Here is a 14,805-nt window from a genome sequence, read left to right as displayed (position 1 = left end):
CCCCACTGCACATCCGTTGATTGCGCGTTTTTTGATGATCTGAGCGGTTTGTTCGCGCAACTTCTGCCACGAGAGCGACGATTCCCTTCCCGAACGAAGGCGCCGGCGCTCCGCCGCGCGCCCCCGCGAGGGAGGTCGACGGACATGGTGCAAAAGAAAGACGGACAGCCGCTGCCGGGGACTTCGTACCGTGTGCTCCGTCGGATCGGGGCAGGCTCGTGCTCGGAGGTCTTCGAGGTGACCGGGCGCCGCGGCCAGCTGCGCGCGCTCAAGCTGCTCCGCGCCATGCACGAGGGGTCGAGCGAGATCGGAGCGCGCCTTGTCCAGGAGGGGCGCGCTCTCTCGACGCTGAGCCATCCTCACATCGTGAAGGTCGAGGAGGTCGGCGTGACGAGCGACGGCCGGCCCTTCCTCGTCATGCCGCGCCTCTTCGGCGAGACGATGCGCGAGCGGCTCGACGCGCGCGGACCGCTCGCGACACCGACCGCCGTGCACATCGCCATCCAGGTGCTCGGCGGGCTCGCGGCGACGCACCGCGCTGGCATCGTCCACCGCGACATCAAGCCGGCGAACGTCTTCCTCGCGCAAGCGAGCTGCGCCGAGCAGGGCGTCGCCGATCTGGAGAGCGCGCCCGGTGTACCCGAGGCCGAGCACGCCGTGCTCATCGACTTCGGCATCGCGAAGGTGAGCCGCGAGGGGCTGGAGCCGTCGATGGGCTCGAACGTCCTTGGCACGCCGCGCTACCTGTCGCCCGAGCAGATCCGCGGCGAGGAGGTCGACGCTCGCACCGACGTGTACGCGGTGGGCCTCCTGCTCTTCGAGGCGATCACCGGGCGCGGTCCGTTTCCGGTTGTCGACTCGATGGCGGTGATGCGGGCGCACCTCAACACGCCGGCGCCGCGGCTTCGCTCGCTCCTCTGGGTGCCTCCGGCGCTCGATCACGCCGTCGCGCGCGCGCTCGAGAAGGATCCGGGGCTCCGCTGGCAGACGGCGGACGCGATGGCCGCGGCGCTCGCGGAGGCGCTGGGCGAAGGCGGGGGCAAGGAGACGCCGGCTCACGGCGGAGCGGGGCGCGCCGCGCCGCCGGACGGCGAGCGCAGCGCGCGGGCGCACCTCGCGGTCGGAGAGGCGCGATGAGCGGCGCGTCCGCCGAGTGCTCCGGGGCGCGCACGCTGCTCTACGCGCGCGGGGTGTCGCTCGCGCCGAGGGCGCCTCTCGCGCGGTCGCTCCGCGCGAAAGGCGAGGGCGAGCCGTCCGAAGGCGCGTGGCCGCTCCGCGCGCCGGGTGAGGGGGAGCCGCTCCCCGGCACACCCTATGTCGTGCTGCGTCTGCTCGGTCAGGGCGGCATGGGCGAGGTGTACGAGGTCGAGCACCGGGCGCTCGGCCGCCGGTTCGCGGTGAAGGTGCTGCACCGCAGCCACGCCGGCCGCAGCGATCTCTCGGCGCGCCTGCGCGCCGAGGCGCGCTCGATCGCTCGCCTGCGCCACCCGGGTCTCCCCGACGTGTTCGATCTCGGCGTGACCGACGGTGGCCGCCCCTACTTCGCCATGGAGCTCCTCGAGGGGCGCGATCTCCGGACCGAGCTCGCGCGCCTCGGCGTGGTCGCGGTTCCGACCGCGCTCGACCTGGTCCTGCAGGCCCTGTCCGCGCTGTCGCTCGCGCACGCGGCGGGCATCGTCCACCGCGATCTCAAGCTCGAGAACCTGTTCCTCTGCGACGACGGCACGCTCAAGGTCCTCGACTTCGGCGTCGCGAAGCTCCTCCACGCCAGCGCCTCGCTGACCGCCCCGGACGCCGTCATCGGCACACCCAGGACGATGGCGCCCGAGCAGTGCGCCGCCCAGCCGATCGATCCGCGCGCGGATATCTATGCGATGGGCCTCGTCCTCTACGAGCTCGTCGCCGGGCGAGGCCCCTTCGACGAGCTGCGCGGCCGGGGCGACGCGCTCCGCTTCGCTCACTGCGAGCAGGAGCCTCCTCCTCCGTCGCGCTTCGCGCCGCAGCCGATCCCGGCGGCGCTCGAGCAGCTGATCCTGCGCGCGATCGCGAAGGCGCCGGAGCATCGCTTCCAGACGGCAGCCGACATGGAAGCCGCTGTGCGCCGAGTGCACGTCCGGTTGCACGACGGATCGCCCTCGAGCGCCGGGCCGGTGGTCAGCGCGAGCGCGCTCACCCCGACCGCGACCGACGCCGTCGCGGCCTGCACGCCTGTGCGCAGCGAGGTGCCCGCCGAGCTGCTTCGCCGACCGCTGCTCGCCGCGCCGGCCGGCGCCGCGCGCCTCTCGCGCCGCCCGAGGGCGCGCTCGACACGGCGCGCACCCCCGGCGCGGCCCGTCGCCCGTGCGGCGTCGCGCGCCTCGGCGCTCGCCGTCTGCGCGCTCGCCGTCGCGTTGGCCGCGCTCGGGCTCGCGCTCGCGCAGCGCTGGATCGCGGCGAGTGAACCCTCCGCGCCCGCGCCGCCGTCCGCGCACGCCGGGGCGCAGGCGCGCTCGGCTGTAAGGTAGCCTCGTCGCGCCCGTTCTCTGGTCGACACCGCAAATGCGGAGTGGAGGGACCATGAACCGGATGCGACGAATCGGGCTGGCTTGTTTGGCGATATCGCTCCTCGCGGGCACCGCCGGCTGCGGCGGCAGCACAGCGGCCCGGCCGGCGGATTCCACGGCAAAGGGGGGACGCGCGATCACGGGCGCTCCCGAGCCCTCCGGCGCACAGGGATTCCAGGACGGCGCCGCGTTCGACGAGCCGGGCGCGCCCGCCGCGCCGCCGTCGCCCGACGCCTCGCCCGCGGCGCCTTCGGCCGAGATCGAGCGGCCCTCTGCGACGGGCGGCGCCTCGCGCGCCGAGGGGGCCGCGCGCAAGGCGCCGAGCAGCCAGGTCGCGCCGGAGCCCATCGATCGCCCGGGCCTCGGCACCGAGTGGGGTGAGACGCGCGTGTCGCGCATCTCGACCGCGCCGTTCGTCCGGGCCGACGTCAACCGCCCCTTCGTCGTCGCGAGCCTGTTCTACAACGACGCCGAGGGCGCCCGCGCCATGGCGAGCGCGTCCGGCTTCCGCCGCACGTCGCCGCAGGCGTTCACGCTGGCCGGCGGCGCCGTCGCGGTCGGGCTCCGCGGCGAGGGCGGCGGCTTCCTGAGCGGCTTCGTCGCCGGCGAGAAGAGCCACGTCATCGGCGAGGCCGGCCAGCGCTACAGCATCGTGCTGCGCAACCTCACGCCGACCCGGATCGAGTGCGTCGTCTCCGTCGACGGCCTCGACGTCATGGACGGCCAGGCCGCGACGTTCAGCAAGCGCGGTTACCTCATCGATCCCCACGGCGAGCTCGAAATCGACGGCTTCCGCCAGTCTGTCGACACGGTCGCCGCGTTCCGCTTCGGCTCGGTCCGCGGCTCCTACGCGAACCAGAAGCACGGCGACACGAGGAACGTCGGCGTGATCGGCGTGGCCCTCTTCAACGAGCGCGGGACGACGCCCTGGACGTTCGACGAGGTCCAGCGCCGCCGGGAGGCGAACCCGTTCCCTGGGCAGTTCGCCACGCCGCCCGGCATCTGAGCCTTTCCAGCGGGATCTCGCGCCTCCTCCGCGCTCCGACAAAATCAAGCTCCCGCTCCGCCGCGCGCCGGGCTAGGCCACGGCACGGTGTCGGACTTATTGAACCCGTCTCAACGTGCGGCCGTCGAGCACGAGCTCGGGCCAATGCTGGTGCTCGCCGGCGCAGGTTCCGGCAAGACGCGTGTGGTGACGACGCGGATTGCCCGCCTCCTCGATCGCGGCATCCCGGCGCGCTCCATGCTGGCGATGACCTTCACCAACAAGGCCGCCGCCGAGATGCACGAGCGCGTCGGCAAGCTCGTCGGCTCCAAGGTCGCGCGCGAGCTCAAGGTGTGCACCTTCCACCGCTTCGGGCTCGACGTCCTCGGCGCGGAGACCCGCGCCCTCGGCCTGCGCGGCGGCTCCTTCGCCATCTTCGACCAGTCCGACGCCCTGGGGGTCATCCGCGAGATCCTCCGCGAGCTCCGCGCCGGCAAGAGCTACGACGTCAGCGCGATCCTCTCGCGCATCTCGAACGCCAAGAACGCGTTCCTCGACGCCGAGACCTGGGCCGAGGCGCAGCGGCAGGGCAAGGGCATCGACGAGTACGACGAGATCTCGATGCTCGTGTACCCGCGCTACATGGCGGCGCTGCGCTCGTTCCAGGCGTTCGACTTCGACGATCTCATCTGCGAGGTGGTCCGCCTCTGGCAGACGCGCGCCGACGTCCTCGAGCGCTGGCGGATGCGCTACCGCTTCGTGATCGTCGACGAGTACCAGGACACGAACCGCGCCCAGCTGGAGCTCCTGCGCCTGCTCTGCGGCGAGCACCGCAACGTGGTGGTCGTCGGCGACGACGACCAGTCGATCTACGCCTGGCGCGGCGCCGACGTGCGCAACATCCTCGATTTCGAGGAGCACTTCTCCGGCGCGAAGGTCGTCAAGCTCGAGCACAACTACCGCTCCCGCAAGCCGATCCTCGACGTCGCGAACGCGGTGCTCGCCAAGTCCGGCGCCCGGCGGCACAAGAAGTCGCTCATCGCCACCCGGCTGGAGGGCGACAAGGTGCGGTCCATCATCTGCGTGGACCCTGACGTCGAGGCGAGCTTCGTGGCCACGGAGGCGCAGCGCCTCCTGGAGCGGGAGGCCGCGCGGCCGAAGGACATCGCCGTGCTGTACCGCTCGAACCTCCAGGCGGCCGCGATCGAGTCGGCCCTCAAGGAGCGGCAGATCCCGATCCGGATGATCGGCGGCCAGCAGTTCTTCGAGCGCAAGGAGGTCAAGGATCTCATCGCCTACCTCCGCGTCGCGCTCAACCCGGGCGACGAGATGTGCCTGCGGCGCATCCTGAACTACCCGGCGCGGGGCATCGGCGACGTCGCGGTGGCCAAGCTCGGCGCCTACGCGACGGCGCACGACGCGTCGCTCTGGACGGCGGTGTCGCGGCCGCACGCCGTCCACGAGCTGACCGCCGCTGCGATCGAGGGCTGCCGCCAGCTGCTCCGGATCATCGAGGCCACGCGCGCGCGGTTCGAGCGCGGCGAGCCCTCCGCGGAGGTCGCCCGCGCGCTCCTCGCCGACGCCGGCTTCAAGGAAGACATCATGGCCGGCTCGTCCACGGCCAACGCCGCGGCGCGCCGCTGGGGCAACATCGAGGGCCTGCTCAACGTCTTCGCGCGCCGCGACGAGAAGGGGAAGGGGGACCGCGCGAGCTTCGCCGAGTTCCTGCGGCTGCTCGCCCTGCGGCAGGACTCGGAGGAAGAGGAGGCCACCGATCGGGTGACGCTCACCACGATGCACGGCGCCAAGGGCCTCGAGTTCCCGTACGTGTTCGTGATCGGCCTGGAGGAGGGGCTGATGCCTCACCAGCGCAGCCTCGACGAGCGCGCCACGGACGCCGCGCCGAGCGGCGCGGAGGGCGGCGACACGGGCGGCCACAGCATCGAGGAGGAGCGGCGGCTCTTCTACGTCGCGGTCACGCGGGCCCGCGATCGGCTCTACCTCACGCGGGCGAAGCACCGCGGCTCGCGCGGCAAGATGGTGCCGAGGACGCCGAGCCGGTTCATGCTCGAGATCCCCCCCGAGCTCATCGAGGAGCGCGAGGAGCTCGCGCCGGTCGCTCCGGGGATGGAGAAGGTGAAGGCGGGGGCGGCCGGCGTGCTGGCCGCGCTGTCGATGAACCCGTTCGCCGGGGATCCCCCCCTCATCCCGCGCCGCCGCAGCTGAGCGGGGCGCGGGACGGCGGGGGCTCGGTCAGACGGCGCCCTCGGCGGCGGCGAAGCCGGCGCGGGTGATCTCCTGCACGCCCTTGCGCGTGACGAAGTCGCGGAAGCTCTCGCCCTCGGCGCGGCCGGCCATGTAGAAGCGCGCGATCGCGGCGATGACCTTGGGCGTCTCCTCCTCGGGGATGCGGCCGTCGAGGCGCTCGCCGATGCGCGCGCTCGGGCCGCAGCAGCCGCCCACGCGGAGCGAGTAGTGCGGGCGCTCGACGCCGTCCTTGCCCTTCACCATCAGGCCCGTCATCCCGATGTCCGCGACGTGGTGCTGACCGCACGAGTTCGGGCACCCCGAGATCTTGATGTCGAACTCGCCGAGCGCGCTGACGAAGTCCTCGGTCTCCTGCCGGCTGCCGTTCGGCACCAGGTGATCCCGGATGCGCGTGCCGACCTCCATGCTCTTCGTGATCGCGAGCGTGCAGTAGTCGCCGCCGGGGCAGGTCACCACGTCGGTGATGTGCCCCGCGTCCGCCTCGGCGAGGCCGATCTGCGAGAGCTCGCGGTGCAGGCCGAGGATCTTCGCCTCCGGCACCCAGCGCAGCACGAAGTTCTGCGTGTTCGTCGCCCGCACCTCGCCGTTGCCGAAGCGACGGGAGATGTCGGCCAGGCGCTTCAGCTGCTCGCCCGTGATGTCGCCGAGCGGCAGCTTGACGGTGGCCACCCGGTAGCCGGGCTGCTTCTGCGGGATCGTGTTGGTCCGCTTCCAGCGCGCGAAGGCGCCGTCGCCGAGCGTCTCCCGAGACGGCTCGAGCGGGGGCGGGTCGCTCTCCCGGTACTCGGACACGTACCGCGCCACGTCGGCCGCGAGCGCGTCGCCCCGCGCCGCCTTGATGCGATCGAACTCCTCGTCCAGCCTGCGCAGGAACTCGGCCTCGCCGACCTTGCGGATCAGGAACTTGAGCCGCGCCTTCTTCCGGTTCTTTCGCTCGCCGTCCCGGAAGAACACGCTGACCACCGCTTCGCACGCCGGCAGCAGATCGGCGATCGGGATGAAATCCCGCCAGAGGTGGGCGATTTCGGGCGTCGAGCCGAGCCCGCCCGCCACATAGACGGCGAAGCCCTGGCCGAGATCGCCGACCTTGGCCAGGAGGCCGACGTCGTTGATCATGATCTGCGCGTGATCGCGCGCGCTGCCCGACAGGCCCACCTTGAACTTCCGCGGCAGCCGCCGGTTGTGCTCGTGGAAGAGGAAATGCTCGGTGACCGCGTGCGCGTAGGGCGTCACGTCGAACACCTCGTCCTCGACCACGCCCGCGAGGTGCGACGCGGTCACGTTGCGGAGCGTATCGGCGCACGCGCCGACCGTCGTCACGCCAGCTTGCGCCAGCGCGCGCTGCAGGTCGATCGTCTCCTCGATCTCCAGGTAGTGCAGCTGGATGTCCTGGCGTGTTGTGACGTGCGCTAGCCCGCGACCCCACCGCTCGGTCACTTCCGCGAGCGCTTCCAGCTGCGCTGCGGTCAGCTGTCCGCCCGGGATCTTGATCCGCTGCATGTGCTTCACGTGCGCGAGCTGCGCGTAGACACCCATGGCCAGCCGTAGAGGACGGAACTGGTCGGGGGTCAGCTCACCACGTTTGAATTTGGCGACGTTCTCGGCGTGTACGTCGATGGCCGCCGCAAGGCGCTCGACTCGTTGCGACATATCCGATGGTATTCCCTATATTTCCGACGCGTCAAGTGCGACAATTATCACCGCCGGTTCTACGAGGTATCCAGCCCCCAGCACCATGAAGACCGCTCTGCCGAACTCGACCGAAGCCGTGCATGCGGGTGTACTCCGCCAGCGCCCCTCCCACACCCTCGCGCCTGCGATCGCGCAGACGGCGACCTACACCTTTGCGAACACGGCGGACCTCGAGCGCTATTTCGCCGGAGGGGACGCGGATCCCGAGCGGCAGGAGTACGGCCGTTACGGCAATCCCACCGTGCGCGAGGTCGAGCAGCGCATCGCGGCGCTCGACCGCGCCGAGGACGCCCTGCTCTTCGCGAGCGGGATGGCGGCGGTGACGACCACGGCGTTCGCGCTCCTCAAGGCGGGCGACCACGTCATCCTGTTCCGCGACGTGTACCGCCGCACGCGGCAGTTCGTGATCAACGTGCTCTCTCGGCTCGGCGTCGAGCACACGCTGATCGACCCGGGCGCGTTCGATCAGCTCGAGGCGGCGATCCGGCCGCGGACCCGCTTCGCGCTCAGCGAGTCGCCCACGAACCCCTACCTCCACTGTATCGACCTGTCCCGCTTCGCCGAGATCTGCAAGAAGGCGCGGGTGAAGACGGTCGTCGACGCGACGTTCGCGACCCCCTGCAACTCCGACCCGATCGGCCGCGGCATCGACCTCGTGGTCCACAGCGCCAGCAAGTACCTGTCCGGCCACAACGACGTCCTGGGCGGCGCGGTCTCCGGATCGAGCGCGCTGATCTCGCTGATCCGCGACATGCGGAGCGTCCTTGGGGGCATCATGGATCCCCACGCCGCGGCGCTGATCGGGCGCGGGATGAAGACGCTCGCGCTCCGCATCGAGCGGCAGAACGCGACCGGGCTCGCCGTGGCGCGCGCGCTCGAGGCGCACCCCGCGGTGGAGCGCGTGTTCTACCCGGGGCTCCCGTCGCACCCGGATCACAAGGTCGCGGCCGAGCAGATGCGCGGCTTCGGCGGCGTGGTGAGCTTCACCGTGCGCGGCGGGCGAGAGGCGGCCTCGCGCGTGGTGGACGGCACGCGCATCGCCGCGATCGCCCCGAGCTTCGGCGGCGTGGAGACGCTCATCGAGCAGCCCTGCATCATGAGCTTCCACGAGCTCAGCGACGAGCAGCTCGCGGCGATCGGCATCTCCCCCGCGCTGATCCGCCTGTCGGTCGGCATCGAGGAGACCGAGGACGTCGTGAGGGACGTCCTTGGCGCGCTCGACGCGCTCGGCAAGCCCTAGCCCCGGCCCGCCCGGGAAGGCCGGCGCGCGGCTAGCCGAGCTTCTTCAGCTTCCGCTGCAGCGTCCGCCGGTCGATCCCGAGCAGCTTCGCCGCGGTGGCCACCACGCCGCCCGACTCCCGCAGCGCGGCGCGGATCGCCTCGCGCTCGAGATCGTCGAGCTTCAGGCTCCCCGGCGGCGGCGTCGGCGCCGCCGAGGCCGAGGGCGGGGGCCGCTGGCGCTCCCGGAGGCTCGCGGCCTCGCGCAGCAGCTTGTCCGCGTCGATGGGCTTGCTGAGCAGCGTGTCGGCGCCCTCGCGCATCGCCGCCACCGCCAGCGGGATGTCCCCGAACCCGGTCAGCATCACGATCGCCGCGTCCGGCTGCAGCTTGCGGTACTGGGCGAGCGCGCTGAGCCCGTCGCCGCGCGGCATGCGGTAGTCGATGACCACGAGGTCCACCGGCTCGTACTCGAGCGCCACGAGCCCCTCGTCGATCGTCGCCGCGGTCCTCGCCACGACCCCGCGGCGGCGCAGCGCGCCCTGCAGGGTGGTGCGGAACGCGTCGTCGTCGTCCACGAGGAGCGCCGTCTCGATCCGTCGCGTCATCTTCACCTCAGGCGGCCCCGGAGCGCTTCAGCGCGCCGGGCAGATCCGCGTCCATGGGGCCCGTGCTCCCGTCGAGGCGGAGGCGCAAGGTCGCCTTCGCGCCGCCGGTCTCGACGCTCTCCATGCGCAGCACCGCGTTCATGCGGGAGGCCATCATCGAGCTGATGTAGAGCCCGAGCCCCATGCCTCCCTGCTCCATCTTCGTCGTCTGGAACGGCTCCCCGAGCCGCCCGGCGATGTCGGGGTTGAGCCCCGGCCCGTTGTCGGAGACCGCGATCTCGCAGACGTCGCCGCGCTCGACGACGCTCACCTCGATCCGCTGCTCGGCCGAGTCGGCCGTCGCCTCGGCGGCGTTGGCGAGCAGGTTGACGAGCACCTGGCAGAGCGCCGGCCGCAGCACGTCCGCCTGCACCGGCCGCGGCGTGTCGAACGCGAGCTCGCCGCGGTAGCCGAGCCGCGCGAGCTCGACCTTCGCCAGGTCGCGCACGAAGCGGGTGAGCTCGAGCGGCTCCAGCCGCTGATCGAGCCGGATCTGGCCGCGCATCAGCCCGATGATGTCGCTCGCGCGCCGCGCCTCGCCGGCCACGGTCTCGGCCATGCGCGCGGCGTCCTCGGAGCCCGTCTCGCGCGCCACGTCGACGAGGTCCTTGCTCGCGAGGAGGATCGTCGCGAGCGGCGTGCTGAGCTCGTGCGACATCCCGCCGACCATGCGCCCGAGCATCGCCAGCCGCTCGTTCCGCTGGCTCTGCTGCCGGAGCTCCTCGAGCCTGTGGGCGTAGACGACGACGAAGAAGCCGAGGAACAGCGTCAGCGACGTGAGCGACACGAGGTCGCCCAGCCGCCGGATGCGCTCGCCGCCGAGCGGCGCCGCGTCGAGCGGCAGCGGCGTCGCGTACGTGAGCACGGCGATCGCGGCCAGCGTCAACAGGCCGACGAGCACGGTCGTGCGCCGCGGGCAGAGGAGGCCGGAGAGGGCGATGTGGAAGGCGAGGAAGACGGCGAAGGGGTTCGCCAGCCCGCCCGAGAACCAGAGCATCCAGGCGTTCGCGATCACGTCGCCCACGAGCTGGGCGCGCGCGTGATCCTGCGCGGGCTCGCGCGCCGACGGCTCGCCCCCGTCCGGCCGGCGCGCGCGCCCGACCCGGATGGTCCAGGCGACGTTGGCCGCCGCGATCGCGGCGATGCCGACGATCAGCGGAGCGAGCCCGAGGTCGGGGACGAGCTTCCTGCCCGCGACCGTGGTCGCGATCATCCCCGCGATCGCCCCCCACCGCAGCTGGATCAGCCACCTGTCGGCGGTGTCCCAGGAGGGGGGCTTGGGCCCGGAGAGCAGGACCGCGAGCCGCCGGCGCGCCGCAGGGGGCGCGCTGCTCTTGGCGGGGTCGTGCCCTGCGTCAAGCGACCATGGCTGAAAGGAGGATTGCATCCGCGCGCGGACAGGGGGGCTTTCCAGGGCGTGGTCGAGGCGTCCGGCGTCCATCCCGGAGCAACCTTCCGACGTTGCCTTGCATCCGCTCCCTTGTACCGCGCACGAAAGCCGCGAGCACGCGCGAGGTGCGCCCCGGCCCACATCCGGGGGGTGTCAGGAAAAACCCCAGCGAATACCGTGACTTGAAATTGTTGTCTGGGTTACGTTCGGCCTCGCGCCGGCGGGGCGCTCGGCCTCGGGCCGGTCACTTGGCCTCTGCGGCTCCGTTGCCGTGCTGCGCGGGCGGCGGCGGCGCCTTGTGCGCCCGCTTCATCCTCCAGTCGTCGGCGGCGCGCTTGCCGTCGAACGGCGCCTTGATGTCCGCCGGCCGCTCGGCCTCGATCCCCTCGGCCCGGCCGCGGTTGGCCGTGTCGAACATGGTGAAGCCGATGAAGATCGCCAGGAAGATGAGCGACGACGCGAAGATCAGGGTGTGGAACTTATGGTCCCACTTGAGGTGCATGAAGATGAGCGCCACGACGCCCGCCTTCGTCGTCGCGATGAGGACCGCGATCGCCAGGTTGGCCGCGCCGAGGTCGACGTAGCTCGCGCCCACGGTGACGACCGTGAGCACGAGCAGCGCGAGCCATGTGGCGATGTAGACCTTGAGCGGCAGGACGTGAGGCACGTGGTCTGCGCCGTGGCCATGGCCGTGCCCGTGCCCGTGCGCGCCAGCTGCTTCTGCGTGTGTCGACATGCTGTCCTCTAGGCCTCAGCCCACCAAGTAGAGCAGGGGGAAGAGATAGATCCAGATGAGGTCGACGAGGTGCCAGTACAGCCCCACCCCTTCGACCGGCGAGTAGTAACGGCTCGAGAACTCACCGCGCAGGTTGCGGATGAGGATCCACGTGATGAGCCCCATCCCGATGACGACGTGCAGCCCGTGGATGCCCGTCATCATGAAGTAGATGGCGAAGAACGTCCCCGCGTGGGCCGTCGTGAAGCCCTGGGCGGTGAAGTACTTCCCGGGCAGGAGGCCGTCGTGGAACTTGTGCTGGTACTCGAAGTACTTGATCACAAGGAACACGGCCGCGCAGAGCAGGGTCACCACGAGCAGCCGGGTGGTGGTCTTCTGGTCGCTCCTCTGCGCAGACCGGACGGCGAGCGCCATCGTCAGGCTGGAACAGATGAGCACGATCGTGTTGACGCCGCCCATCACCTTGTCGAGGTGATGGTGGGCTTCCACGAACGAGTCGAAGAACCAGCCCCGGAAGATGGCGAACGCGCAGAACAGCCCGCCGAAGAGCAGGATCTCCGTGACCAGGAAGAGCCAGATGCCCATCCTGCCGGCGTCGAACTGCGTGTCGGCGGAATCGAAATGATGGGCGACGTGGAAGTCGGGGGACAGGGCCGTGCCTGCCTTGTTCGGCCGGTCGGCGGCCTCGGCGTGCGCGCTCATGCGTTCTCCGTGTTGAAGTCGTAGGCGCCCTTGGTCACGACCGGGGTGCGGACGAAGTTCTCGGTGATGGGCGGGGAGGCGGTGGTCCACTCGAGGCTGAGCCCACCCCAGGGGTTCGCCGGCGCCGGAGCGCCGGAGCGCAGCGACTTGATGAAGCAGATGAACATCACGAGGAAGCCGGTGCCCAGGATCCACGAGCCCACGGTCGAGAAGGCGTGCAGCGGCTGGAACTGGTCCAGGTAGTTGTAGTAGCGGCGCGGCATCCCGCGGCTGCCCAGGACGAACTGCGAGAAGAACGTGACGTTGAAGCCGATGAAGATGAGCACACAGGCGATGGCGGCGAGCTTCTCGGAGTACATCTTCCCCGTCATCTTGGGCCACCAGTGGTGGAGCCCGCCCATGAAGGCGATGACGGTGCCGCCCACCATCACGTAGTGGAAGTGCGCGACCACGAAGTACGTGTCGTGCAGGTGCAGGTCGACGCTGAGCATCCCAAGGAAGACGCCGGTGAGCCCGCCGATCGAGAAGAGGATGAGGAACGACAGCGCGTAGAGCATCGGCGCGTTAAAGCTGATCGAGCCGCGCCACAGCGTCGCGATCCAGTTGAAGACCTTCACGCCGCTGGGGATGGCGACGAGGAAGGTCAGGAACGAGAACATGATCGCCGCGAACTCGCTCTGGCCGGAGGTGAACATGTGGTGGCCCCACACGAGGAAGCCGACCAGGGCGATGGCGATGCTGGAGAACGCGATCGCCTTGTAGCCGAAGATCCTGCGCCGCGCGTGGACGGCGATGAGCTCGCTGATGATGCCCATGCCCGGCAGGATCATGATGTAGACGGCCGGGTGGCTGTAGAACCAGAAGAAGTGCTGGTAGAGCACCGGGTCGCCGCCGAGCGCCGGGTCGAAGATGCCGATGTGGAACGCGCGCTCCGCGATGAGCAGGAGGAGCGTGATGCCGAGGACCGGCGTGGCGAGGATCTGGACGATGCTGGTCGCGTAGATCGCCCAGAGCATGAGCGGCATCTTGTACCAGCCCATCCCGGGCGCCCGGAGCTTGTGCATCGTGACGATGAAGTTCAGCCCCGTGAGCACGCTGGAGAAGCCGAGGATGAACACGCCGAGGGTGACGCTCAGGACCGACGTCGTGGTCACCGTGCTCGAGTACGGCACGTAGAACGTCCACCCGGTGTCGATGCCGCCCGTGACGAGCGACGACAGCGTGAAGAGGGCGCCGATCCAGTAGAGGTACAGGCTGAGGAGGTTCAGCTTGGGGAAGGCCACGTCCTTCGCGCCGATCATGATCGGCAGCAGAAAGTTGCCGAGCGCGCCGGGGATGCTCGGGATGATGAACAGGAAGGTCATCACCGCGCCGTGGAGCGTGAACATCTGGTTGTAGGTGTTCGCGCTCATCAGCGTCTCCTTCGGCGTCAGCAGCTCGAGCCGGAGGACGAGCGCGAACACCCCGCCCATCGCGAACGCGATGAACGTGCTGATGAGGTACATCAGGCCGATCCGCTTGTGATCGACCGTGGTGAGCCACGACATGATCCCGCTCTGGGCCCGGATGTAGTCCGTTCCGTGGCCGCCGGCGGGTGCCGTATTGACGTCGAGGGTTGTTACGGTCTGCGACATGACTGCTTCTCCCCGGCGCTCACTTCACCGACTTCAGATAAGCGATGAGCGCGTCCACTTCTTTGTCCTTGAGGAGCCCCTTGAACGACGGCATCACCGGCGGGTAGCCGCGAACGACCTGGCCGCCGGGGTTGAACACGCTCTCGCGGAAGTAGTTCTCGTCCGCGATGAGCTTGGATCCGTCCGCGAGCTCCTCCTCGCGGCCGAAGAGTCCCTTGAGCGACGGGCCCTGGATGCGCGTCCCGTCGAGCGAGTGGCAGGTCGCGCAGCTCCGCTTGGCGAAGAGCAGCTTGCCGAGCTCCTCGGGCGGCAGGTCGCTGTTGTTGTTGCCCTCGAGCCACTTCTCGAAGTCCGACGGCTCCAGCACCTTGACCGTGGCGAGCATGTCCGAGTGACCGGAGCCGCAGTACTCGGTGCACAGGAGCACGGTCTCCCGCGCCTCCGTCGCCTCGAACCACAGCGACGTGTACGACCCCGGGACCACGTCCTGCTTCACGCGGAACTCCGGGATGTAGAAGCTGTGGAGGATGTCCTTCGAGCTCATGATGAGCCGCACCGGGCGGCCCCGCGGTACGCCGAGCTCGTTCACGGTCGTCGTCCCGTCGGGGTAGGTGAACGTCCACAGGTACATCTCGCCGGTGACGTTGATCTCGTAGGACTCGGCCGGCGCGACGGAGGCGTGCACGTAGCCGCGCATGCCCACGAAGAAGAGCGCGATCACGATGGCGAGCGGGATCAGCGTCCACACGACCTCGACCGTCGTGCTGTGGTCGATGGGGCTCGTCTTGTCGCGCTCGCTCCGCCGCTTGTACTTGATGGCGAAGAGCACCGTCGCCCCCGCCACCAGGATGAAGAAGAGGACGGAGACCCAGTAGGCCGCGTCCCAGCCGGCGTCGATGTGCTCAGCGAGCGTCGAGCCCTGGCGGGGCAGCCAGAAGGAGCCGAGTTCGATCGGGTTTTTCATCACCATAGTTGTGGCTCCGCCACCTT

The 14,805-nt window shown here is 70.2% G+C and carries 12 protein-coding genes; 5 read left to right on the top strand and 7 right to left on the bottom strand.

Annotated features, from left to right (window positions below; translation table 11 throughout):
* The first annotated feature begins 144 nt into the window (after positions 1-144).
* The 4 genes from WME95_RS41635 to WME95_RS41620 all read left to right on the top strand — a co-directional run bounded on the left by WME95_RS41635 (position 145) and on the right by WME95_RS41620 (position 5,754).
* Positions 145-1,137 carry a serine/threonine-protein kinase gene (locus WME95_RS41635; protein WP_437904800.1) on the top strand — a complete coding sequence of 331 codons (993 nt, stop codon included), beginning with the start codon at positions 145-147 and terminating at the stop codon, positions 1,135-1,137.
* Positions 1,134-2,504, top strand: a complete 1,371-nt coding sequence (locus tag WME95_RS41630) for a serine/threonine-protein kinase (protein WP_437904799.1) — start codon at positions 1,134-1,136, stop codon at positions 2,502-2,504. The genes WME95_RS41635 and WME95_RS41630 overlap by 4 nt, the downstream gene beginning before the upstream one ends.
* Positions 2,505-2,565: 61 nt before the next feature.
* Complete coding sequence (locus tag WME95_RS41625; protein ID WP_437904798.1) at positions 2,566-3,549, top strand: hypothetical protein; 984 nt, start codon at positions 2,566-2,568, stop codon at positions 3,547-3,549.
* An 87-nt stretch (positions 3,550-3,636) separates the two neighbouring features.
* Positions 3,637-5,754 (top strand): ATP-dependent helicase, encoded by a 2,118-nt coding sequence (locus WME95_RS41620; RefSeq protein WP_437904797.1) that lies wholly within the window; start codon positions 3,637-3,639, stop codon positions 5,752-5,754.
* Between the two features lie 27 nt (positions 5,755-5,781).
* Here WME95_RS41620 and WME95_RS41615 read toward each other — a convergent pair whose 3' ends face one another.
* Positions 5,782-7,446, bottom strand: coding sequence for a nitrite/sulfite reductase (locus WME95_RS41615; RefSeq protein WP_437904796.1), 1,665 nt, complete (start codon positions 7,444-7,446; stop codon positions 5,782-5,784).
* Positions 7,447-7,531: 85 nt separating this feature from the next.
* Between WME95_RS41615 and WME95_RS41610 the strand changes: the two genes are divergently transcribed.
* On the top strand, positions 7,532-8,728 hold the full coding sequence (locus tag WME95_RS41610; protein ID WP_437904795.1) for a trans-sulfuration enzyme family protein: 1,197 nt from the start codon (positions 7,532-7,534) through the stop codon (positions 8,726-8,728).
* A 31-nt stretch (positions 8,729-8,759) separates the two neighbouring features.
* On the opposite strand, the gene WME95_RS41605 is transcribed toward WME95_RS41610, so the two are convergent.
* From WME95_RS41605 to coxB, 6 genes are all read right to left on the bottom strand, one after another.
* Positions 8,760-9,314, bottom strand: a complete 555-nt coding sequence (locus WME95_RS41605) for a response regulator transcription factor (RefSeq protein WP_437545854.1) — start codon at positions 9,312-9,314, stop codon at positions 8,760-8,762.
* Between the two features lie 7 nt (positions 9,315-9,321).
* A complete protein-coding gene (locus WME95_RS41600) occupies positions 9,322-10,794 on the bottom strand; it encodes a sensor histidine kinase (RefSeq protein ID WP_437904794.1) in 1,473 nt (490 codons plus the stop codon).
* A 193-nt stretch (positions 10,795-10,987) separates the two neighbouring features.
* Complete coding sequence (locus WME95_RS41595) at positions 10,988-11,479, bottom strand: cytochrome C oxidase subunit IV family protein (RefSeq protein WP_437545850.1); 492 nt, start codon at positions 11,477-11,479, stop codon at positions 10,988-10,990.
* Positions 11,480-11,494: 15 nt separating this feature from the next.
* The gene (locus WME95_RS41590; protein ID WP_437545848.1) at positions 11,495-12,181 is read right to left on the bottom strand and encodes a cytochrome c oxidase subunit 3 family protein; all 687 of its coding nucleotides are present in this window, start codon (positions 12,179-12,181) and stop codon (positions 11,495-11,497) included.
* Positions 12,178-13,815, bottom strand: a complete 1,638-nt coding sequence (gene ctaD / locus WME95_RS41585) for a cytochrome c oxidase subunit I (RefSeq protein ID WP_437904793.1) — start codon at positions 13,813-13,815, stop codon at positions 12,178-12,180. Before ctaD ends, WME95_RS41590 begins: the two co-directional genes overlap by 4 nt.
* A 19-nt stretch (positions 13,816-13,834) precedes the next feature.
* Positions 13,835-14,779, bottom strand: coding sequence for a cytochrome c oxidase subunit II (gene coxB / locus WME95_RS41580; RefSeq protein ID WP_437904792.1), 945 nt, complete (start codon positions 14,777-14,779; stop codon positions 13,835-13,837).
* Between the last annotated feature and the right edge of the window lie 26 nt (positions 14,780-14,805).

Source organism: Sorangium sp. So ce327 (assembly GCF_051530205.1).
GTDB classification, from domain to species: domain Bacteria; phylum Myxococcota_A; class Polyangia; order Polyangiales; family Polyangiaceae; genus Sorangium; species Sorangium cellulosum_B.
The sequence above is the reverse complement of the archived record's forward strand: the minus strand, read 5'-3'. Positions and strand labels throughout refer to the sequence as shown.